Here is a 21073-nt window from a genome sequence, read left to right on the forward strand (position 1 = left end):
CCATCCGCGTTTCGAGCGCTCTCATGTTGCTGCTCCCTGGCTGGTCACGGGCCGACGCTGAACGGTCGGGGGGCGGGTTCGGCGGACGACCCGGCTGCGATGATGCTGCCGAGTGTCCGGGCGTCGCTCAGCAGCGGGGCGTCGAACTCCCGCGATCCCGTCCGCACGGCCTCCAGAACCCGGGTCAGGAAGAGCCGCATGCTGTCGGCACGGGCCACCCGATGGACGTATTGCCGCTCCCCGGTGCTGACTTGAACACTTCCCCGCATCTCCGGGGGCAGCGAGAACGGGCGCTCGAAGTCGATGGCGCAGCCACCGCCCAGCAGCCGCAGCGTGTTCTGGTAGACGGTCGTGAATCCGAAGTGCCCGATGGCCGTCCTGCCGCCCGGATAGCCCGCCAGCACGCTGTACGCGGTCTCCAGGCCGTCCTCGGTGCGCCGGCTCACCAGCACGTTCACCTGCTCGGGTTCGGCCTGCCAGAGCACCCTGCCCAGGGACGCCATATAGGGGCCGGTATCGAGGAAGGCACCGCCTCCCCGGGAGCGGTCGTAGCGGAAGTCGTCCCGCGGAACCGGCGGCGTGAAGACCGCGACCGCTTGGGTGGTTCCGCCGAGACGCTCGGCGATCGACCTGACCTCCGCGTACACGGGATGGAAGCTGTAACACACCGCCTCCGCGAGAACCAGGGACGAGGACCGGGCCAGCGACACCATCTCGTGGGCCGTGTCCGCGTCCAGCAGGCCGGGTTTGTCGACGATGACGTGGTGACCGGCCTTCAGGGCGTGACGCACCGCTGCCGCGTGCTCGCTGTTCACCAGCGACACGTAGACCAGGCCGGGGCGGGCGGTGTCCAACGCCGCCCGCCAGTCGCGGTGGAAGCGTCCCGGCTTCGCGAGCTGTCCGACCGATTCGGCGTCGGCGTGCGCGCTGGCGATGCCGATGGAATCGATTCCGCTCGTGGCCGCCGCGGCCGGCAGAACGCGGCGCCGCGCGAACCTAGACATGCCTATCAGGAGGAAGTCCATCTCACTCTCACGGCTCTCGGTCGGGGAGTCGGATGCCGCCTCCGGACGGGCATCCGACGCGGGTCTCCCGCGGTTGCGGGACATACGGCCGCCGGGGCCCGGCAGGCGGGAATTCCTGGGCGCGACGCCGTCCGGGCACCGGTCCGCCCGCTCCGGGTGCGCCGGCCGTCACAGAAGACATGCGGCCAGGCTTCGCACCTCGACGTTGAGGTGGTACCCGAGCCGGTTCATGCGGTTGAGCAGACCGAGGGTCATCCACCGGTAGTTGCCCGGGACCTCGATCTCGTGATCCTCGGGAAGCTGGATCACGACGTGCAGGGTGTCCGCCCGGGAGAAGCGGCCGCCGTCCTCCGACTGGACGGTCCGCAGCCGGATCCAGGACTCAGGTGCTTCGAGATACTCGGTCAGCAGCGGGTGGTCCTGCGGCCCGCGGTACGCGCCGGGGACGAACTGTATCGACGGTCCGAGTTCGAGCCGGTCCGTCAGACCCGGCTGCACCATGGCCTGGGCGAGGAACCGCAGCACCCCGGCACGCCGCTGGCAGATCAGGGCCACGACATTGCCGGCGCACGGTTCGAGCATCGGCTGCCACCACGCGCCGACCTCACGGCTGGTCGCCCTGACCGACACGCCGATGATCTCGAAATGGCGGCCGTCGCGATGGCGGATGCTGTCGTCGTCGCAGATCCACCCGTCCATCTCCCGCAGACCGATCCGTCTGGCGTCGAGGCTGAACCTCGCCTTCTGGTCGATGAGCCAGGTCGAGACACCGGAGAGGTCGGCGGCCGGGCCCGGCGTCCGGTGCGACTCCAGCACGGCGGAGCGGAACCCGCCGGACAGCGACTCCGGAGAAGGCCGGCCGCTCCCGGGAACTCCGTAGGAGATTCCGGAAAGTACCGTACGGGCGTTCATGTTGACGCGATTGCCGAGTCCGAGCTGATCGCGCAGCTGCCCCAGGGTGAGCCAGGCGAAATCCTCCTCGACCGGCACCTCCTCGTCCTCACGCACTTCGACGATCATGTTCCGGTTCCTCTTGAACAGGTACCAGGAGGCATGCTCGGACAGCAGCTGGTCGAAGAGCACACGGCGTCGCGTGCCCTCCATGAAGTAGTCCAAGTACGGGGTGGACCTGCCGCCGTGCACACGCTGGTAGTTGCTCGGTGTCGCCTGGACCGTCGCCGCGTACTGGACGAACGCGCTGTTGCCGGGCTCCATCTTCGCCTGCATGAGGAAATGCAGCACACCGTCGAAACGCTTGGCGAGGATTCCCAGGATGCCGATCTCGGGCTGGACGATGATCGGCTGGCACCACTGCGGAACAGGCCCGAAGTCCGTACGTACGGACAGTCCCTCGACCCCGAAGAACCGGCCCGACACATGCCCGAGCCGCTCGCCCAGCCGCCATTGCGGGAGGGCGGCCAGCGGCACCCGCTCCACCTCGTACGTAGCGGACCGGTGCCTTTCTTCGAGGAAGGCACTCGCATCAGGGGTGAGGGGGGAACCCGGCACCATCGCCGACGCGAGGAAGTCCTCGGCCCCGCATGCCTCGGGTGTCACGCCGCTGCCTCCTCTTCCGCTTCACGGGCCATGAGCGCCACCCCGGCGGCCAGGCCGAGCGGCTCGAAGCCGATCAGTGACCGCAGCAGCGCCGTGTCCACCACGAGCCGGCCCCGGTCCGTGATGGCGGCGGCACCGGGGACGATCGGCACGACGGAGTCCGTCGCCGTCTCGACCGCGCTGACCACGTCGGCCACCGAGTGCCCGACGCCGGTGCCCACGTTGACGACGCGCGGCAGCTGCTGATGTCCGGTGAGCAGATCCAGGGTCGCCCGCACGAAGTCGTCCACATGGAGGAAATCCCTGATCTGCCGTCCACCACCGTGCAGCGGGAACGGTGTCGAGGTGAGGGCGCTCCAGAACGCCGCCGAGACGACGTTCTGCCCCCGCGTCCGCGGCAGGAGGCGTCCGTAGATGTTGCTGCACCGGAGCGCGCACGTCCGCAGCCCGTGCACTCTGCCGTAGTACGCCAGGTACTGCTCGGCGATCATCCGTGACATCCCGTACGGCGACGTGGGCTCGGCGGTCTCCGACTCCCGTTTGCGTTCCGTCCCCATGGCGTAGACGGCGCCGGCGGACGAGAGGAGCACCACCGCCGTCCCGGGGCTCTCGGCGCGGACCAGCTCGCAGACGGGGATGACGAGCGACAGGGTTCCGATCACATCTGCGGCCGGCTCGCTGCCGGAGGGCACCGGGAAGTGACCGCCGGCGGCGATGACGACCACGTCCACGCCGGAGCGGAGCACCTCCGCGAGTCGCTCCGCCCCGTCGCCGGGCACGAACACGACACCGGAGGGGGAGGCGCTGTCACCGAGCCCATAGGGATCGGACCGGCCGATCACCGTGACCGCGAGGTCACGACGGGATGCCCCACGCGCCAGGGCGTTGCCCAGGAAGCCGGCGCCGATGACCGCGATACGCGGCGCCGCCGCACCCCCGTTCATCCGGCGTCGCCCGTCAGCAGGCCGGTCAGGCGGGCCACCACCGTCTCCTCGCCGTCCTCGTCGAGTGCGCGCGGATCCACTTCGAGCCGGCCCTGGTGCATCTTGAAGTCGCGGAGATGGACGGCGGGGGTGCCCTGCGCCGCTTCCCTGGCGAGGGTCCGGGCATCCCGTCCGGCCCCGGCCGGGTCGACGGTCAGCAGCACCCGGTGGATGGCCCGCCCCGATTCGTCCGCGATGACCGTCGCGGAGAGGCCCGGCAGCCCGTCCAGCCGGGCGGCGACCTTGCTCATCCTGGCGAACTGCGCCGCGGCCCGCTCCTGCGGCGTCGTCGCCGTGAACTCCTTCACCGCCTGGAGCAACCCCATCAGGTTCTCCTTGCCCACCTTCATCGGCCGGGCGATGCCCGCGTACTGCGCCCGGCAGGCCTCGATCAGATCGGCCCGCCCGCACACGAATCCGGAGGTCGGAGCGCCCAGCGCCTTGGGACCGCTGTAGATCACCAGGTCGGCGCCGCTGGCCGGCCAGCGGCTGATGTCCTCCTCACCCGCGGCGTCGACGATCACCGGCACGCCGTGCTCCCGGCCGATCGCGACCAGGTCGGCGAGCGGTACCTGCCTGCGATGGACGGCGTGCGTGTGTGAAGTCACGTACACCAGAGCCGCGGTCCGCGGGCCCACGGCTCCGGCGACGTGGGCGGGAAGCGTCTCGTTGACGGACCCCACCTCGACCGTCCGGCCGCCGCCGAGCGCGATCATCTGGCTGATCGGAGCCCCGCCATAGCTGATGGAATGGCCCTTCTGCAGCACGACGTCGGCCGGCTGCCCGCCGGCGTCCGGCAGCCGCTGGATGCGTGGCAGGTCGGTGCCGGCGACGCAGGCTGCCACGCACACCGCCATACCGGCGGCGGCGCCGAGAACCGGCCAGGCGTCCTCGCTGCCGGTGGCCTCCGCCAGGTACGCACCGGCGGCCCGCGCCAGCCTGTCCATGTCGACGTGATACTTGGCCGCGTCGCTCATCGCCGCGATCACACCGGGGCTGAGGGTGCATCCGCCCAGCGGTGTCGAGTTCGCCTGGGCGCTCACTATGGGAGAGACGCCGAGATCCCCGTACTCCATGCTCTGGCTCCTTGTCGCAGTGATTCATCAGGTCGGGTGGGCGAGGTGCCCCGGGATCCGGCGCCCGCGCCGCGTGCCGCCGCGGCGCGGATCCGCCGTCCGTCATCCCGAGGCCAGTTCGGCGTCGAGCCAGGACACGAAGCCGCCCAGTGTGGTGTCGTACAGACGCTCCAGCCGTCGGCCCGGAGCGGGGACTTCGCCGCCGGCCACCTGTTGCAGCGCGTCGGCCAGGGTCGCGGCGTCCGGCCGATGCAGCGCGATGCCCAGCCCTTCGCGGGCGACCACCTCGCCCGACGTGCCGAAGGCGTCCACGATGCTCGGAATGCCGTGCAGCCAGGTGTCACGCAGGCGAAGGCGCGTGGCGGTCTCGTTCTCCGCACCGGGCTTGGTGATGCAGACGTATGCCTTCGCCGCCTTGACGTACTGGTCCCGCTCGGAGAGGGCCGGCGGGTCCACGTTCAACAGCACACTGCTGCTGAGCCCCAGTTCGTCGATGGCCTGTCGTACGCGCCCGATGGTGGCTCGGGTGTCCTCGATCGGCTTTGCGTACAGGAACGCCGCGGTCGCGTCCACGCCTCGCTCGCGCAGCAGACGCATGGCCTGCACAAGCATCAGCGGATCGTAGAACGCCCACATCCCGCCCGTCCAGAGGAAGTCCGCCATGGGGCGCGCACCGGCCGTGTCGGCCAGCCGCATGCTGCCGCTGCTGAACCCGACCGGCACGGTGCTGACCAGATGGTCCAGCGTCCGCGAGCGGATGATGTCGGCCGGCCTGAGCCTTCCGAAGGCGCAGAGCACCGTGAGCAGCGCGGTGCGCTCGGACGGAGATCTGCAGAGGAAGTGGTGGCTGACCTGTATCTGCCGCTGATACGTGGCCAGATAGCGCTGGTACTCGCCGGTCGGGTCGCTGTGCGCCAGGAGTGAGGGGAAGTCCATCTGCTCGATCGGCGCACGGCACTCACCGACGATCAGCTTGCGCCGGGCGACGGCGAGTTCGAGCCGGTCCCGGTCGGCGGTGTCGAAGAACAGAACGGCCTTCGCCGCCGCGATGGCCCGGTCCGCGTCCGGGCCGGTCCCGACGAGCTCGGCCTCACCCAGATCGACGGGATCCGCCGCGGGCGGAGCGACCACGAACACGCGGAAGTGCCGGCTGAGGACCTGGGTGATCTCGGCCAGACGCTGTCCCGCGCCGGCGATGGACCTGTCCGACAGGGAGTACGAACCGGCGTCCACGACGATCGTTCGCTCGGGCACTGGGCCTCCAGATTCCTCGGGGGTCGCAGGCGACCCGAATGGCAGGACAGGTCATCGGTGAAACAGGGGTGGACGGGCCGGCTCCCTGACGGGTCCGTCGGCCTCGGCGCCGACGAGCCTCGGTGCCGCACCGGTGAACTCCTGTGCGAGCGAACCGGCTTCCTCCCGTGCCGCGGTGAGCGCGGTCGGCCGGTCCGGCCCGGCTCCGTGCCAAGCGCGGCATGGGCCGGGGCACTCGGGCGGGCCGGGCCCGGAGGTTCAGCCGGATGCCCTCGGCCGTGGGGCGCACGGGCCCGGTCCGTACTGTTGGAGTGCCCCGTAGCCCTGACGACGGGGGACTCCCGCAGCGGCGGGGGATTCGCACGCGTGCTCTCCGCCGACCGAGCCCGTACACCTCCGGGAGGCGGACGGACTCCGCTGCCCTCGCGCCCCGGGCGCGATTCCCGGCGAGGGGTGACTCATCCCGGCGTCGGCGGCGCGGGTGCGACGTTGCGGGAGCTTCCGGCCGTCGTGTGCGGAGGCGGGTGCGGCCGGCCACCTCCGTGCGAACGCCGGAGGCCGCCGTCCTCTCGTCGTGCCCCACGTCGCGGCGCTCACGGGCGGTGCGGTGCACAGCGTGCGCCGGGATCGTGGGCGGCGCCGGAGCGTTCCCGGTGTGAAGCCGCGCCGTCAGTCCGCCGCCAGGACCCGTTCGAGCGTCGCGTAGCCCGCCGGTTCCCAGGTCGGCTTGCCCCCGGGCAGACCGAGCCTGCCATTGCGTCCGATCGCGATCAGGTTGAGGGCGCGCAGGACGGCCCAGCCCCGGGCCCGGGTGACCGTGGCTTCGTCGGCGCGCTCGTAGGCGTCGAAGAACCGGCGCGCCGCACCGGCGGGCAACAGGATCCAGGCGGCCGACAGATCGGTCGCCGGATCGCCTGCGCACAGTTCGCCGAAGTCGATCACTCCGGCGAGCGTTCCGTCCTGGACGACCACGTTTGCCGGATGCAGGTCACCGTGCAGCCAGAGCGGCGCACCCTGCCAGGCGGGTGCCGCCACGGCCTTCTCCCATACCGCCCGCGCGGCGTCGGCGTCCTCGTGGCCCGCGATGACCTCGAACACGTCGTCGATGGGCGGCAGTCCGGCCAGGGGGATGCCGCGTGACGGGTTGGCCGGCGCGTCGGCCGGTGCCTGCTGATGCAGCGTCCGCAGGAAACCCGCGAGGACCTCGGCGGCCTCGACGCGGGTGATCGGCGCGTAGTCGGCCGGCTCGCCGTGGACCCAGCGCGCGACGGTCCAGGTGTGCTCGAAGAGGGGAGACGGTTCGCCGATGCGCACCGGGACGGGCGTCGGCAGCGGAAGGCGCTCGGCCAGCGCCGGAAGCCACGTCTGCTCCATGCGCAGCAGAGCCGGTGCCCGCTCGGTGCGCGGCATGCGCACCGCCAGTTCCTCCCCGAGACGGAACTGCTGATTATCCCAGCCTCCGTTGACGTCACGCAGTTCGAGGTCTGCGATATCCGGGTGCTGATCCCGCAGCAGCGCGCGCACCAGATCCTGCTCGAATTTCAACTCTTCCATCGAGGAGCTTCCCATCATTTCATCGGCATGCATAGAAAAGCTAGCAGCGGTCGGAGAGCGATAGTGCACGAGGGCGGGTGGCGCTATTCGCCGCGTTCCTCAGGGGTGCGCGGCGCCGGAGGCCGGACAAAGGCCGCCGCCCGTCGGCCGGCCGCGGTACGCGCCTCCGGTGGCCGTGCACAGGCCCCGACGCCGTCCGCGGCACGGACGCGGCCCCCGAGCCTCCGGTGCCCCGTCGAGCGGCGGGATTCCTTCCCTCCCATCGGCCACTTCCTCTGCTGCCAGGGGGATCCCGCCCCGAAGTCACCGTATCAACAAGCTCGTTGACATCTCGCACACGAGTACTGACCGGCACCGCGTCCGCATCGAATGCGGGACAGGGCCAGTGATCAGACACTACCCATTCACCGTCGTCGGGGTGACGTGGCCGATGCTCCACGGTCGATGGGCCACTAGACAAGGTGACTGCCCGGCAGGAGTATCGCTTCGTATTCCAACGAGCACGAGCAGGTCCGCTCTCCGGGAGAAATACTTGGACATCAATTCTCTGCAGCGAATCGCATGGGACAACAAGGTGCTGAAGGGTTACAACACCACCGACTTGCCCCTGGAGTTCTGCATGCTCCAGGAAAAGGTGGCCGCGGCCTTCACCTCATGGCGGAAGGGGACGGATCTTTTCGGGGAGGAACTCGCCGACGTCGTCCTCTACGTGACGAGCGTCGCCGAGATGGCCGGCCTCGATCTGCAGGAAGCCGTCCGGGCGAAGGTCGACAAGAACGCGGCACGTCCGGATTGAGAGACAGGGGAGCTGAGAACGTCATGGGCATTGCCGACAGCGGAACGCGAGCACTGTCCTTCGGTGAGATCGTCGATCGTTACGACCGGTACCGGCCCAGCGCGCCGCCGGAGGCCCTGGACTGGCTCCTCCCGGACGGGTGCGGGACGGCGGTCGATCTCGGCGCCGGCACCGGGGCGCTGACCCGGCGGCTGGTGGGCCGCGCGGAGCACGTCGTCGCCGTCGAGCCCGACCCGCGGATGCGCGAGACCCTCGCCGGCAACTGTCCGCAGGTGCGGATCCTGCCGGGAACCGCCGAACGGATGCCGTTGCCCGACGGCCGGGCCGACGCATTGCTGATAGCCATGGCCTGGCACTGGATGGACCCGCGGCGCGCCATGCCGGAGATCGCGCGCGTGCTCCGGGGCGGCGGTACGTTCGGCGTCCTGTGGAACCACCGCGACGTCTCCGTCCCCTGGGTCGCCGAACTCGACCGGTTCACCCGTGCGCTGCGGGCCCGTGAGAGCGGTGGGGATGCCGCGGCGCAGGCGCCGGGACGCGACGTCCCGGACCCGCCGGCCGGGACACTGTTCAGCCCTCTCGTCGAAATGCGCATGACCTGGTCGATGCCCGTCACCGCCGAGGAGATCGTCGGGCTCCTGGGCACCGACGCCGGCGCGATCGCGTTGCCGGCGGAGGCCCGGCAGGCCGTGGACGAGCAGGTGGCCCGGTACGCGCGCGACGAACTGGGCCTGTCGGGGGACCGAAGGATCGAACTGCCGGTGGCGTGCCGTGCTCTGCGCACCACCAGGAACCCCGACACCGCGCCATGAGCGCCTTCGGCACCCGCGTGAACCGGGTGGAGGACCAGCGGCTGCTCACCTCGGGCGGCGTCTACGTGGACGATCTGCGGGTACCCGGGCTCCGCGGAGCGGCGTACGTGACCTTCGTACGTTCCCCCGTCGCGCATGCGGTGATCACCCGCATCGACACGTCCCGGGCACGGGCCCATCCCAGGGTGGTGGCCGTCTACACGGCCGCGGACCTGACCGGCCTCCCCGCACCGCGGCCGTTCGGGCGTCCGGCGCACAGCGGCGGGTTCTTCGCCGAGCCCCTGCTCGCCGGGGAAAAGGTCCGGTTCGTGGGGGAGCCGGTCGCGGTCGTGCTCACCGAGGCGCGGTACGACGGCCAGGACGCCGCGGATCTCGTCGACGTGGAGTACCGGCGGCTCCCCGCGGTCGTGGGCCCTGCCCAGGCACTCCACGACGGCACCCTCCTGTTCGAGGAGGCCGGATCCAACCTCGCCGACCAACGGGACCGCGACACCTACGACGACACCGTCTTCGACGGAGCGGACGTGGTCGTCGAGCGGGAGATCGTCAACCAACGCGTGGCCTGCGTCCCCATGGAGGGCCGCGCCACCGCGGCTGTCTTCGACGGCACGAGGCTCACCGTGTGGCACAGCAGCCAGAACGCCCAGCGCTGCCGGAGCACCCTGGCCGAGTCCCTGGGCATCCCGGCCGAGGCGATCCGGGTGATCGTCCCCGATGTCGGCGGCGGGTTCGGCGCGAAGATCGGCATCGACCGGGATGCGATCGTCGTCGCCTGGGCCGCGTGGAGGTCGGGCACCGCCGTTCGGTGGGCGGAGAGCCGCGCCGAGAACCTCGTCGCCATGACCCAGGGCCGCGCCCAGCTCAACCGCGTCAGGATCGGTGGCCGACGCGACGGCACGATCACGGCGTACCGCCTCGACGTCGTCCAGGACGCCGGCGCCTACCCGCGCACCAGCACGCTCGCCCCCGTGACCTGCACGATGGCTCCCGGTGTGTACGACATCCCGCAGGTGCAGACCGGCTACCGGGTCGTCGTCACGAACGGGACCCCCGTCAACAAGTACCGCGGCGCGGGCCGTCCGGAGGCGACGGCCGCCATCGAGCGGGCGGTGGACCTGTTCGCCGCCGAGATCGGCATGGATCCGGCCGAGGTCCGCCGCCGCAATGTCATCGCCGCGGACGCGTTCCCCTTCCGGACCGGAACCGGGGCCCTCTACGACTCGGGTGAGTACGGGGCGGCCCTCGACAGGCTCCTCGGTGCCGCGGCGTACCCCCGGCTCAGGGCCGAGCAGGCCGCGCGCAGGGACAAGGGGTGCGTGAACGCGCTCGGCATCGGCATCTCCGTCTACGTGGAGATGACCGGCGGCGGTGGTGAGACCGCCAGGGTGACCGTGGACGGCCGGGGACACGCGACGGTCCTGACCGGCAGTTCGACGCAGGGTCAGGGCCACGGCACCGCCTGGTCGATGCTGGTCGAGGCCGAGCTCGGGATTCCGGTGGACCGGATCACCGTCGTGCACGGGGACACCGACCTGATCCCCAAGGCCGTCGGCACCTACTCCAGCCGGTCCCTGCAACTCGGCGGCTCCGCGGTCCACCAGGCCGCCGCCGACGTCCGGAACCAGGCCCGCTGGCACGCCGCCGGCCTGCTCGCGGTCCGCGAGAGCGACGTCACCCTCGACGTGGCTTCCGGCACGTGGCACGTGGCAGGAGACCCCGGCCGATCCCTGACCTGGGACCAGGTCGTCGGGCACACCGGAGCGGGGAGCATCCGCGCCGATGCCGAGTTCGCCTCGGAGCGGCCGACGTTTCCGTTCGGCGCGCACCTCTCGGTCGTCGAGGTCGACACCGAGACGGGGATGGTCACGGTGCTCCGGCACATGACCGTGGACGACGCGGGGCCGGTACTCAACCCGGTGCTCGCGGAGGGCCAGCGCCACGGAGGCATCGCGCAGGGGATCGCCCAGGTGCTGTTCGAGGAGGTGCGCTACGACGCGGACGGCAACCCGCTCCACGCGACGCTCGCCGACTACGGGGCCGTCGCCGCCGCAGATCTGCCCGACTTCGAGCTGGAAGCCGGCGAGACCCCCACGGATGTGAACCCCCTCGGTGTCAAGGGGATCGGCGAAGCGGGCACGATCGGTTCGATTCCCGCGGTGCAGAACGCCGTCATCGACGCCGTCGCCCATCTCGGGGTCCGGCACATCGACATGCCGATGACACCGGACCGTGTCTGGGCGGCGATCGGGGAAGCGGGCACCGAGCGCCGGTCCCGACGTTGAACGGCGAACGGACCCCCGGCCGACGGGTCCGTGCGACCACGGAACCGGTCCTCACCGTCCCCGTCGGCCCCCGCACGACGACCGGTGCTCGTCACGCGCCCACCGGCGTCGCCCGTCCGTTCTCAAAAGGAAGACATGAATCGCATCTCGGTGAACGTGGACGGCACGACGTACGAGGACGAGGTGGAACCCAGGCTCCTCCTCGTCCACTACCTGCGGGACCGGCTGGGCCTGACCGGCACCCAGAACGGCTGTGACACCGGGAACTGCGGTGCGTGCACCGTCGACCTGGACGGGGCGAGCGTCAAGAGCTGCTCCGTCCTGGCGGTCCAGGCGGACGGCGGTGAGGTGACGACCCTCCAGGGGCTCGCACGGGACGGCGAGTGGCATCCGCTCCAGCGGTCGTTCCACGAGCGGCACGCCCTGCAGTGCGGTTACTGCACCCCGGGGATGATCATGGCGGCCCGCGATCTGCTGCGGGACAACCCCGACCCGAGTCCCCAGGAGGTCCGGAACTCGCTGAGGGGCAACCTCTGCCGGTGCACCGGCTACCAGAACATCGTCGAGGCGGTGCTCGCCGCGGCTGCCGCCCGGGAGTCCGTGCCAGCACCGGCGGCGGGCGGTGAACGGACGTGACGATGAGCACCACGGAGCCCGGCACCTCCGCCGGGGCCGGCCCGCGGTGTGGTCCCGCCGTCCCGGACCGGACGCGGGACCCGCAGGATCCAGGAGGTGCGGCATGATTCCCGCGGCGTTCGACTACGCCTGCCCGACGAGCGCCGACGAGGCCGTCCGTCTGCTGGCCGAGTGCGGCGAGGAGGCGAAGGTGCTGGCCGGCGGCCAGAGCCTGCTGCCGATGCTGCGACGGCGAGCCGCCTCGCCGCGGTTGGTCATCGACGTCAACCGGGTGCCGCGGCTTCGCGGTGTACGGGAGGAGGCGGGCTCGCTCGTCATCGGCGCCATGACCACCCACCACGACGTCATCCACGACGAGTCGGTCCGTCGCCGTGCCCCGTTGCTGGTCATGGCGACGGAGACGGTCGGTGACCCCGCCGTCCGGCACCGGGGAACCGTCGGCGGGTCCGCGGCCCATGGCGATCCGGCCGGGGACCTGCCCCCGGTGATGCTGGCGCTGAACGCCGTGATGGTTTCGCAGGGCCCGCGAGGGCGGCGTGCCGTCCCGGCCGCCGACTTCTTCGTCGACCGCATGGTCACCGCGCTGGCGGCCGACGAACTGCTCGTCGGGATACGGGTGCCGGTACTGGGGGAGGGCTGGGGCTTCCACTACGAGAAGTTCCGGCCCTCGGCGCAGGCCACCACATGGGTCGGTGTGGCAGCGGCGGTGCGACGCGAGAGCGGGAGCATCGTCGAGGCGCGTATCGGGCTGGCCAATATGGGTGCCACCCCGCTCCGGGCGTCCGCGGCCGAGGCGGCGCTGGCCGGTGCGGATGCCACGGAGGACGCCGTGGCGCGGGCCGCCGGGACGGCGGCGCGGGGCACCTCGCCGATGTCCTGCCCGAGCGCTCCGTCCGAGTACCGGGCCCACCTGGCACGGGTGCTGACGCGTCGCGCCGTCCTCGCGGCAGCCGGGATCACCGGAAGAAACGCTGCCTGAGGTCCACACATCGATCTGAGGGTGCCCGCGGACGGCGCAGTCCTCCCCCTTGAATCAGGAACGGGTCGAATGAACAACCCACGCTTCGAATTTCCTTCCCCGGTACCGCGACCGGGCAACCGGTCCGGTCGCAAGCAGGACAGCGTGCACGGCCTGGCCCTGCCTCCCCTGACCTGGCGTCAGGAAGGCATCGCCTACGCCGGAATAATAAAGGTTCAGATCCGCACACAGCTGATCTACCGTGCGGACTTCCTGTTCGGTCTCATCGGGATTCTCACACAGATCTATCTGCTCAAGCTGGTATGGACGGCGGTCTTCCCGGAATCGGGATCCGCTGCCGGAACCGACGGAAGCCGGATCACCCTTTCCACCCAGATCGCTTATGCGACACTCGCCATGCTCCAATACTGGCTCTTCAATCCGTCGAGACTCTCGATCATTCCCGATCGTATTCGACAGGGCAATGTCGTCATCGACCTGGTGCGTCCGGTCAGCTTCACCGCACAGATGTTCTTCTCCCAAGTCGGAACCACTTTCGCCATGGTGCCGTTCGCGGTGATAGCCCTGCCGTTCGCGCTACTGATCGGCGGAATGCAGCCGCCGGCCTCGGCAGGCGCGGCATGTGCATATGCGCTCAGTCTGGTCCCTGCCTATCTGATCACCGTCCTGTTGTCCGAGACCGTGAGCATGGTGGCGTTCTGGACGATGGAGATCGGTGGAATCTTCTTCATCTATCGCATGGTGTCCCAGCTGCTCTCCGGGACTCTGGTGCCGCTGTGGTTCATGCCGGACCGGCTTGCGGCGCTCGTGCAATGGATGCCGTTCCACGCCACCATCCACACCCCGCTGTCCCTGTACCTCGGCCAACTCAGCGGTCCGGGCGAGACGCTGACGGCCCTGGGCGTCCAGTGCGCCTGGGTCGCCGTTCTGTGGCTGGTGCTGCGTTTCGTATGGCTCCGGGCCGTGCGGCAAGTCGTCGTCCAGGGAGGGTGAGCATGGGAGTGGCCGGAAAGGACGGGGCTTCGCCCGTATGTCATCGATCGCGGCCGGTCGTCGCGAACCTGCCCGTCCCATGGTGGCGGGCCTACGCGCTGTTGATGGGTGCGGCCGTCCGGGCCCAGGTGCAGTACCGCAGCAACCTCCTCCTCACCTTCGCCGGCGGAGCGGCTTTCCAGAGCGTCGGGCTGGTCTTCGTGTGGCTGGTCGTCGAGCGATTCGGTGCCATCGCCGGCTGGTCCATGGCCGAGATCGCCTTTCTGTACGGCATGCGGCTGGTGTCCCACGGGCTGTGGCTGGTGCCGTGCAGCCAGGTGTACCGCATTGACACGGCCTTGCGTACGGGGGTTTTCGACCGCTATCTGATCCGTCCCGGCGGTCCACTGGTCCAGTTGCTCACCCAGCGGTTCCAGCTGGAGCACCTCGGTGATCTCGCGACCGGTGTCGTGGTCCTCGGCGCCGCCGCATCGCGGCTCCCCATGAGCTGGTCGGTTCTCGGCGTGGTCTATCTGCTCCTGGCCGTGGCCGGCGGCGCCATGATCGAAGGGGCACTGCAACTCGCCATTGCTTCGCTGTCCTTTCGCGCCCTGTCCACGCAGTCCCTGCGCATGCTCATTGACAGTGTCTTCAACAACTTCGGCGGCTACCCGATGAGGATCTTTCCCACGGCGACGCAGTTCGCCCTCACCTTCATCGTGCCGCTGGCCTTTGTCGCCTATCTGCCCGCCGGAGTGCTGCTGGGGCACTCCGGCGGACTGCACGTCAGTCCCTGGATCGCCTTCGGGGCGCCAGTGGCGGGACCGGTTCTCCTCCTCCTCGCGTACAGGCTGTGGCGGAGTCAGATAAAACACTACTCGAGCAGCGGCCATTGAGCTGCTCCTCCGGGCGTTTGCGGCGGCGAGGGGAGCCACACTTCCACTGATTCGACGAGCGAGTACTGCGGCAAGGGACCGATCCGTTCCCGGCGCGACAAGAGCGAGCATGGAGAGAAGGCCTTGGAAGTACCTCTGACCTCCGAACAAGCCTGGTTCCTGGATGTCATCCATCCGGAGCTATGGAATCCGAACCTCTGGACGCTGACGCGACTCTACAAAATGCCCGACGAGGTCGACTGCCCAATGCTGGAGGGCGCCATTCGTGATATCTGGAACGCACATTCCTCTCTGCGTGCACAGTTCGAGCGCCGCCATGACGGATGGCATCAACGGATCGTGGACCGATCGGATGCGGTACCGTTTCGCTCTTTCGACGCGAGTACGATTCCCCGTGATCAGCTCCGCACCGTGGCGACACAGATAGCGGCGGAGGTCGGCCGTATGGTCGACGTGGATTCCGGAACACTCGCCCGGTTCGCCATAGTCGACCCCGGAGCGGATGAATCCCCCTATCTCGTGGTAGCGGCTCACCACCTCGTGGCGGACGGGATCTCCCTCTCGTTGCTGGAGCGCGATTTTGAAGCGGCGTGCAAACTGCGTTCCTCCGGGAAGCACTTCACGGCCAACGCGGTTCCTTTTGAAGAATATGCGAACAGGATTCAAGAATTCTCAAGGTCCGATGAACTCGAAGGTGAACTCAACCATTGGGTCAATCTGCCGTGGGAGGATCTCACCCGGATACCGACCAGGTTCCCGAGCTACCACACGGACTCCGTCCGGCAGGTGTGCAGTCAAGACATCGACATTCCGGCCGATACGGCGACACGCCTCGCCTACGAAATACCAAAGATCCTGGAGGTCACCGAACAGGAGCTGCTCCTCGCTGCTGTCGCGGATTCCGTCACATCCCTGACCGGGCGAGATCTGTGCATAAAGATCGTCCACAACGGCAGAGCGATAACGTATGGTTCGGCGAGCGGGGACAATGACCCCGAAACGGCCGTCAGGCGTCATCTCATGCCACCCAGAGTCTTCAACACGGTAGGCTGGCTGGCCACCTGCGGTGCAGTGGTACTGCCCCGCAGAGGCGAATGCGACGCTGCGACGTACATACAACAGGTACGCGATGCCATCCGCTGTATCCCCAACAGTGGCATCAGCTTCGGCCTTCTCCGATGGGCCGGGCACCCGGACCGCATGCGCCGGCACATCGACGAAAAAGGCTGGGGCCCACAGGTCCACTTCAATTATTTCGGACAGGCCTCGAAGAAGCGGAACAACCGAGCACTCCAACGCCTTCAGCTACCGTCCGCGGAAGCGTACTCGACGCATACCGGGACCCCTGAGCTGAATGTGAGAGCTCAGTTCCGCGACGAGGGTCTGAGGGTGAGCTGGCTCTATGACCGTCATCTGCACGAGAAATCCATGGTCGACACCTTCATGTCTCGTTGCCGAGATGCCCTGTCGGAATACTCGGCCGTCGGCAGATGACCGGCCCCGCGCGAAGCGGTACCCGTCCCCGGGGGCCGACCGCCAGGAGCAGGAGCAGGAGCCGCGGGCGCCGCGGGCGCCGCGGGCGCCGCCCGCTCCACGGCGGTACGCACCCACCCATCCTCACGCTGATTGCGAGGCTTTCATGGAACGTCCGGCACCACAGGCTGTGAAGGATCTCCCGCCGTACAGCAGGAATCTGATGACCTCGGAGGAACGGCGACGCCTCCTGCTCCGCGACATCGATGTGGTCATCGACGGCGGTGCGAACTGCGGTCAGTACGCGAAGTGGATGCGGCAGTGCGGCTTCCGCGGGAGCGTGATCTCCTTCGAGCCGGCGTCCGCGACGTTCGACGTGCTGTCCGAGGCCGCCCGGTCGGACGACGACTGGCACTGCCACAACGCGGCGCTCGGACCGGAGGACGGCCAGGCCCTGTTGCACCTGACGCGTACGTCGCTCGGCTCATCGGTCTTCCGGCGGACCGATCTTCACCGCCGTGTCTGGCCCGGCGACATCGAGACCGGCACGGAACTGGTCCCGATGCGCTCGTTGCGCTCGCTGTGGCACGAGTTGGGCTGCGACGGGAAGCGGGTGTACCTGAAGCTGGACGTGGAGGGCGCCGAACTGTCCGTACTCAAGGGTGCGGGTCCGCTCCTGGACCGCGTGGCGCTGCTCGAAATCGAACTGTCGCTGGTCGACATGCACCGCGGCGCACCGCCGTTCGACGAGGTGCTGAACTTCCTGACCGGACGGGGCTTCTCGGTGGTCGCCCTGGAGCAGAACCACAGCGGTGACGACGCGACCGGTCAGATGCTGATGATCGACGGCATCTTCCGGTCGCCGGGCGCTGGACCCCGCGATGCCGGGCAGGCCGCGGCGGAATGACGGCGGTTGGCCGTGCGGCCGGCCGGGGGCAGTGATCACCCGGTGCGGCACGGCCCTCGACGGTGAATCTGTGCATTCCCGCACACAGCACGAGTCGGCCCTTGAAACACCTGGAGGAGATGACCGATGAAGTCGGAATTGGAAACTGCGGCCAGCAATATTGTGCGGTCGATGCATTCTCGGTTGCAGTCGAACGGGATCCGGATACACGAGGGATCGTCGTCCGTGCACCAGATCGCTGACCTCATGCACATGGCCGAGGACGAAAGCATTGAGCGGATCGCCGAAGTGGGTTTCCACGCGGGTCTCTCGAGCTTTGCTTTCCTCGGGGCGAACAAGAGGGCTACCGTGACATCCTTCGATATTGGGTTCCATGAATGCGTTCCGCGCGCCAAGGAATTTGTGGACGAAGAATTTCCCGGGCGTCATGAACTTGTGATCGGGGATTCGGGAAGGACGCTGCCGACCTATCGGGAGTTCCATCCGGACGCTGCCTTCGATTTGGTTTTCGTGGACGGCGGGCACAGCCTGGACGAGGCCCGGTCCGACATCGAGAACCTTGTCCGCATGTGCCGAAAGGGTGCGAAGATCATCATGGATGACATCGTTCCGGAGTGGCCCTGGGGAGTCGGCCCGACCGAGGCATGGGAGAAGGCGACGGCGTCCGGCAAGGTGCGGGAGATCGCGCGGCATTTCGCCGAACCGAGTACGGACGTCTTCCTGAATCTGCTCGCTCCGGGACCCGAGACGAGGCCGGTATCTCATTGCTGGGCCATCGGGGTGGTCCAGTGAATCGAGTGGATCCCGTGTACGCCTGCGCACCGGCCGTACGCACGGGGCCCCGCGGCGGACCGCGGCCCTGAGCTCTTACTTCGCCGGATTGGCCGGCACCCTGTCCGGTCCCGGACAGGGTGCCGCGGTCGGGCCGGTGCGGGGGCGGTCCCGAAGTCCCCGTATCCACAGGCGTGTTGACGTCGCGCAAGCGAGTGGAGACGGCTGCGGAGCCGCGTCACCGCTGAATGCCGGACGGGGCCGTTGACCGGACGCTGCCCAAATCGCCGTCGCCGGGAGACGTGGCTGATGCTCCATGGTCGATGGGCCACTAGACACGGTGGCGGCTCGGCCAGGAGTATCGCTTTGTATTCCAGCGAGCACGAGCGGTACCGCATCCGGGAGAATGATTGGACATCAATTCTCCGCAGCGAATCACCTGGGAGAGCAAGGTGCTGAGGAGTCGTCAGACCGCCGAATTGTACGTGGAGTTCCTCGGGCTCCGGGAAATTGCGGCCGTGCGGGTGGTGACCCGGGCGCGAACAGCGGCAAGGAGGGGTGTGTCTTCCGCTGTACGGGAACCATGCCCCGCGCAGGGCTGAAACAGAGCACGACGGACTGGTGTTTCAGCGGCCCGTGACAGGCGAGAGGGATGCTCGGCCATCGCTTCGACCGGCACTGCTTCCGGTGGCCTCGGCACACGGTGATCTGCCACCCGTTCCCCCGGCTGTTCGAGGCAGCGCCGTGAGGCAGGAAGCGGAACGCCGCATGGTGTCCATCGCCGCCGCTTTGGAACTCTATTTCCGGAAGGTGAGATCCGTTGAAGCAGGCCCAAGCAGACTACCGTAGCCAGAACATCGGGCGCAGGATCGAATTCTCTGCTCCCGGCGCGGTCATATCGCTGGTGAATGATCTGGAGTGCAATGGATTTGCCGTCGCCACCATGGAAGACTTTGCGGACGGTCCTGAAATCTGCTTGAAGAGGCTTTCTTCCTCGCTCGGACTGGGTGATCCAGTGGTTCCCGCTCTGTATCGTCGCGAGAATGCCGAACAGTACGCGAATCTCTATCACGAGGTACAGCGAAATCCAGCGGATCAGCATCCCGGTTTCAGTACGACCGATGGCCAGGCGTTGCACGCGGACGGTCTGGCGGACGAGATCGGAAAGCTCAAGACCTCGATCCTCTACTGTGTGCGCGCTGCACACGCGGGCGGGGAAACGGTGATCTTCAATGCCGTGGCGGCGTTCGACACGTTGCGCGAATCCGACGCCGAAGCGGCGTCCGCGCTCCTGGATCCCTGTGCGCTGGAGCGGCGGGCCACGATCCCCGGCGTCGAGGCCAGCGCGATCGGACCCGTCTTCGCCATTGAGCCCGACGGCACCGTCATCACGCGATTCACGGACAACGACACATGCGCGTGGAATCATTCCGTCGGCCCGGCCGGCAGCCTGGGGCGCGGTCTTGAGTTCCTTCGGGAGGCGGCTCAGGATCCCCGGTACCGCACCGCGGTGAGGCTGGCTCGCGGGGAAGCCCTGATATTCCGCAACGACCGGGTCTCACACGGCCGTACCTCGTACCAGGACAGTCCACGGCATCGACGCCTCCTGGTCAGGGCGGTGTACGGCCGCCCACCCCGGCCGGAGAGCTGAACCGAGGGCGGAACGCCGAGGGAGCCTTCCCGTAATCCTCGGCGGGCGCGCGACGACGGCTACGGCACGAGGTCCACGGGAAACGGTTCAGGCCGATCGGTCACCCGCTCTTTTCCATGAAGGGGCGGACGGCGGTGTCAGCAGAAATCTGCACGGAAGAATGGGAACCCAAGATGGCGGATATCTCGGAACTTCGCAACGCGATCCGCGAATTTCGCTGCCACGAGAAGAGTGCTGAATCCGCTGTCAATCTCGTGCCGAGCGAGAACAAGATGTCACCGCTGGCCAGCATGCCGCTCAGCAGCGACTACTACAACCGCTACTTCTTCAACGACGAGCTGGACCCGGACTTCTGGCAGTTCCGGGGCGGCCAGGCGGCGGCCGGGCTCGAGACGGAACTGGCCGTTCGCAGCCTGTCCCGGCTGGGCCGGGCCCCGTACGTCAATGTGCGGCCCATTTCCGGGATGTCGGCCATGACGATCGCCATGGCCGGCCTGGGCGGTGAGCCCGGCGGAACGGTTGTCTCGGTCGACGCCGCGTCCGGCGGTCACTACGCCACCGCGGATCTGGCGCTCCGGCTCGGCTTCGCCTCGGCTACGGTGCCTGTCGCGCAAGGCCGGGTCGACGAGGCCCGGCTGGAGCGGACCCTGCGCGAACTGGAACCGGAACTGGTCTATCTGGACCTTCAGAACAGCCGCCACGAGTTGCAGGTGTCCCGCGTCGCCGATCTCATCGCGGCGCACTCCCCGCGAACACTCCTGCATGTCGACTGCAGTCACACGCTGGGGCTCGTCCTCGGGGGAGCCCTGGAGAACCCGCTCGATGCCGGCGCCGACACGATGGGAGGGTCCACCCATAAATCCTTCCCGGGTCCCCACAAGGGAGTCCTGTTCACGCGGTCGGACGACATGCGCCGCAGACTGCGGGACGCGCAGTTCAAGATGCTCAGCAGTCACCACTTCGCCGAGACCCTTGCGCTGGGTCTTGCCGCCTCGGAGTTTCTGCACTTCGGTCAGGCATATGCGGAGCAATTGATCGGCAACGCACGGCTCTTCAGCAAACTGCTGGGAGCGGACGGCTTCGACGTGGTCATGGACGACGACGGCCATGCCACCAGCACACACCAGGTGTGGGTGAGGATCGGGAACGCCGCACGGACCGACGGTTTCTCACGGTCGCTCTACGACCAGGGTATCCGGGTGAACGTCCAGGTGGATCTCCCCGGTGTGCCCGGCCCGCTCCTGCGTCTCGGTGTCAGTGAATTCACGTTCCTGGGAGGACGTGAGGCCGCGGTGCACGCCCTGGTCAAGGAGTTCGGCAACGCACGGTCCGGCACCCACCGGGACGGCAAGGGGAGTCTGCGGGTCCGCGAACAATACGGGCCCCCGCACTATTTCGCAGACCTTCCCTGATCCCCGGCGTGAGGGGCAGGGTTCACGCGAACGCGAT

General features: G+C 68.6%; 18 protein-coding genes. 12 read left to right on the forward strand and 6 right to left on the reverse strand.

Annotated elements, in window-relative coordinates:
* Window positions 1–44 precede the first annotated feature (44 nt).
* The 6 genes from OHA98_RS16490 to OHA98_RS16515 all read right to left on the reverse strand — a co-directional run bounded on the left by OHA98_RS16490 (window position 45) and on the right by OHA98_RS16515 (window position 7449).
* Entirely contained in the window at window positions 45–1109 is a 1065-nt protein-coding gene (locus OHA98_RS16490) for a Gfo/Idh/MocA family oxidoreductase (RefSeq protein WP_323179565.1), read from the reverse strand.
* Between the two features lie 84 nt (window positions 1110–1193).
* The gene (locus tag OHA98_RS16495; RefSeq protein WP_266926501.1) at window positions 1194–2582 is read right to left on the reverse strand and encodes an NDP-hexose 2,3-dehydratase family protein; all 1389 of its coding nucleotides are present in this window, start codon (window positions 2580–2582) and stop codon (window positions 1194–1196) included.
* Window positions 2579–3526: an NAD(P)-dependent oxidoreductase gene (locus tag OHA98_RS16500; RefSeq protein WP_266926503.1), complete on the reverse strand. Its 948-nt coding sequence runs from the start codon at window positions 3524–3526 to the stop codon at window positions 2579–2581. Before OHA98_RS16500 ends, OHA98_RS16495 begins: the two co-directional genes overlap by 4 nt.
* Window positions 3523–4641, reverse strand: a complete 1119-nt coding sequence (locus tag OHA98_RS16505; RefSeq protein ID WP_266926505.1) for a hypothetical protein — start codon at window positions 4639–4641, stop codon at window positions 3523–3525. Before OHA98_RS16505 ends, OHA98_RS16500 begins: the two co-directional genes overlap by 4 nt.
* A 102-nt stretch (window positions 4642–4743) precedes the next feature.
* Window positions 4744–5895 carry a hypothetical protein gene (locus OHA98_RS16510; RefSeq protein WP_266926507.1) on the reverse strand — a complete coding sequence of 384 codons (1152 nt, stop codon included), beginning with the start codon at window positions 5893–5895 and terminating at the stop codon, window positions 4744–4746.
* Between the two features lie 669 nt (window positions 5896–6564).
* Window positions 6565–7449 (reverse strand): aminoglycoside phosphotransferase family protein, encoded by an 885-nt coding sequence (locus tag OHA98_RS16515; protein ID WP_266926509.1) that lies wholly within the window; start codon window positions 7447–7449, stop codon window positions 6565–6567.
* Window positions 7450–7981: 532 nt separating this feature from the next.
* Between OHA98_RS16515 and OHA98_RS16520 the strand changes: the two genes are divergently transcribed.
* The 12 genes from OHA98_RS16520 (at window position 7982) to OHA98_RS16575 (ending at window position 21036) form a co-directional block, all read left to right on the forward strand.
* On the forward strand, window positions 7982–8245 hold the full coding sequence (locus OHA98_RS16520) for a MazG nucleotide pyrophosphohydrolase domain-containing protein (protein WP_266926511.1): 264 nt from the start codon (window positions 7982–7984) through the stop codon (window positions 8243–8245).
* 23 nt (window positions 8246–8268) lie between these two features.
* The gene (locus tag OHA98_RS16525) at window positions 8269–9057 is read left to right on the forward strand and encodes a class I SAM-dependent methyltransferase (RefSeq protein ID WP_266926513.1); all 789 of its coding nucleotides are present in this window, start codon (window positions 8269–8271) and stop codon (window positions 9055–9057) included.
* Window positions 9054–11339 carry a xanthine dehydrogenase family protein molybdopterin-binding subunit gene (locus OHA98_RS16530; protein WP_266926515.1) on the forward strand — a complete coding sequence of 762 codons (2286 nt, stop codon included), beginning with the start codon at window positions 9054–9056 and terminating at the stop codon, window positions 11337–11339. The genes OHA98_RS16525 and OHA98_RS16530 overlap by 4 nt, the downstream gene beginning before the upstream one ends.
* A 135-nt stretch (window positions 11340–11474) precedes the next feature.
* The gene (locus OHA98_RS16535) at window positions 11475–11975 is read left to right on the forward strand and encodes a (2Fe-2S)-binding protein (RefSeq protein WP_266926516.1); all 501 of its coding nucleotides are present in this window, start codon (window positions 11475–11477) and stop codon (window positions 11973–11975) included.
* A 103-nt stretch (window positions 11976–12078) separates the two neighbouring features.
* Complete coding sequence (locus tag OHA98_RS16540) at window positions 12079–12954, forward strand: xanthine dehydrogenase family protein subunit M (RefSeq protein ID WP_266926518.1); 876 nt, start codon at window positions 12079–12081, stop codon at window positions 12952–12954.
* A 69-nt stretch (window positions 12955–13023) separates the two neighbouring features.
* Window positions 13024–13947 (forward strand): ABC-2 family transporter protein, encoded by a 924-nt coding sequence (locus tag OHA98_RS16545; protein ID WP_266926520.1) that lies wholly within the window; start codon window positions 13024–13026, stop codon window positions 13945–13947.
* A gap of 2 nt (window positions 13948–13949) precedes the next feature.
* Window positions 13950–14822 (forward strand): ABC transporter permease, encoded by an 873-nt coding sequence (locus OHA98_RS16550; RefSeq protein ID WP_266926521.1) that lies wholly within the window; start codon window positions 13950–13952, stop codon window positions 14820–14822.
* A 123-nt stretch (window positions 14823–14945) separates the two neighbouring features.
* The gene (locus OHA98_RS16555; protein ID WP_266926522.1) at window positions 14946–16316 is read left to right on the forward strand and encodes a condensation domain-containing protein; all 1371 of its coding nucleotides are present in this window, start codon (window positions 14946–14948) and stop codon (window positions 16314–16316) included.
* Between the two features lie 202 nt (window positions 16317–16518).
* The gene (locus tag OHA98_RS16560) at window positions 16519–17202 is read left to right on the forward strand and encodes an FkbM family methyltransferase (protein ID WP_266926524.1); all 684 of its coding nucleotides are present in this window, start codon (window positions 16519–16521) and stop codon (window positions 17200–17202) included.
* 126 nt (window positions 17203–17328) lie between these two features.
* On the forward strand, window positions 17329–17994 hold the full coding sequence (locus OHA98_RS16565; protein ID WP_266926526.1) for a class I SAM-dependent methyltransferase: 666 nt from the start codon (window positions 17329–17331) through the stop codon (window positions 17992–17994).
* Between the two features lie 799 nt (window positions 17995–18793).
* Window positions 18794–19624: a TauD/TfdA family dioxygenase gene (locus tag OHA98_RS16570; protein ID WP_266926528.1), complete on the forward strand. Its 831-nt coding sequence runs from the start codon at window positions 18794–18796 to the stop codon at window positions 19622–19624.
* Between the two features lie 173 nt (window positions 19625–19797).
* Window positions 19798–21036, forward strand: a complete 1239-nt coding sequence (locus tag OHA98_RS16575; protein WP_266926529.1) for a hypothetical protein — start codon at window positions 19798–19800, stop codon at window positions 21034–21036.
* Window positions 21037–21073 lie beyond the last annotated feature (37 nt).

It is taken from the genome of Streptomyces sp. NBC_00654 (assembly GCF_026341775.1).
GTDB lineage: Bacteria > Actinomycetota > Actinomycetes > Streptomycetales > Streptomycetaceae > Streptomyces.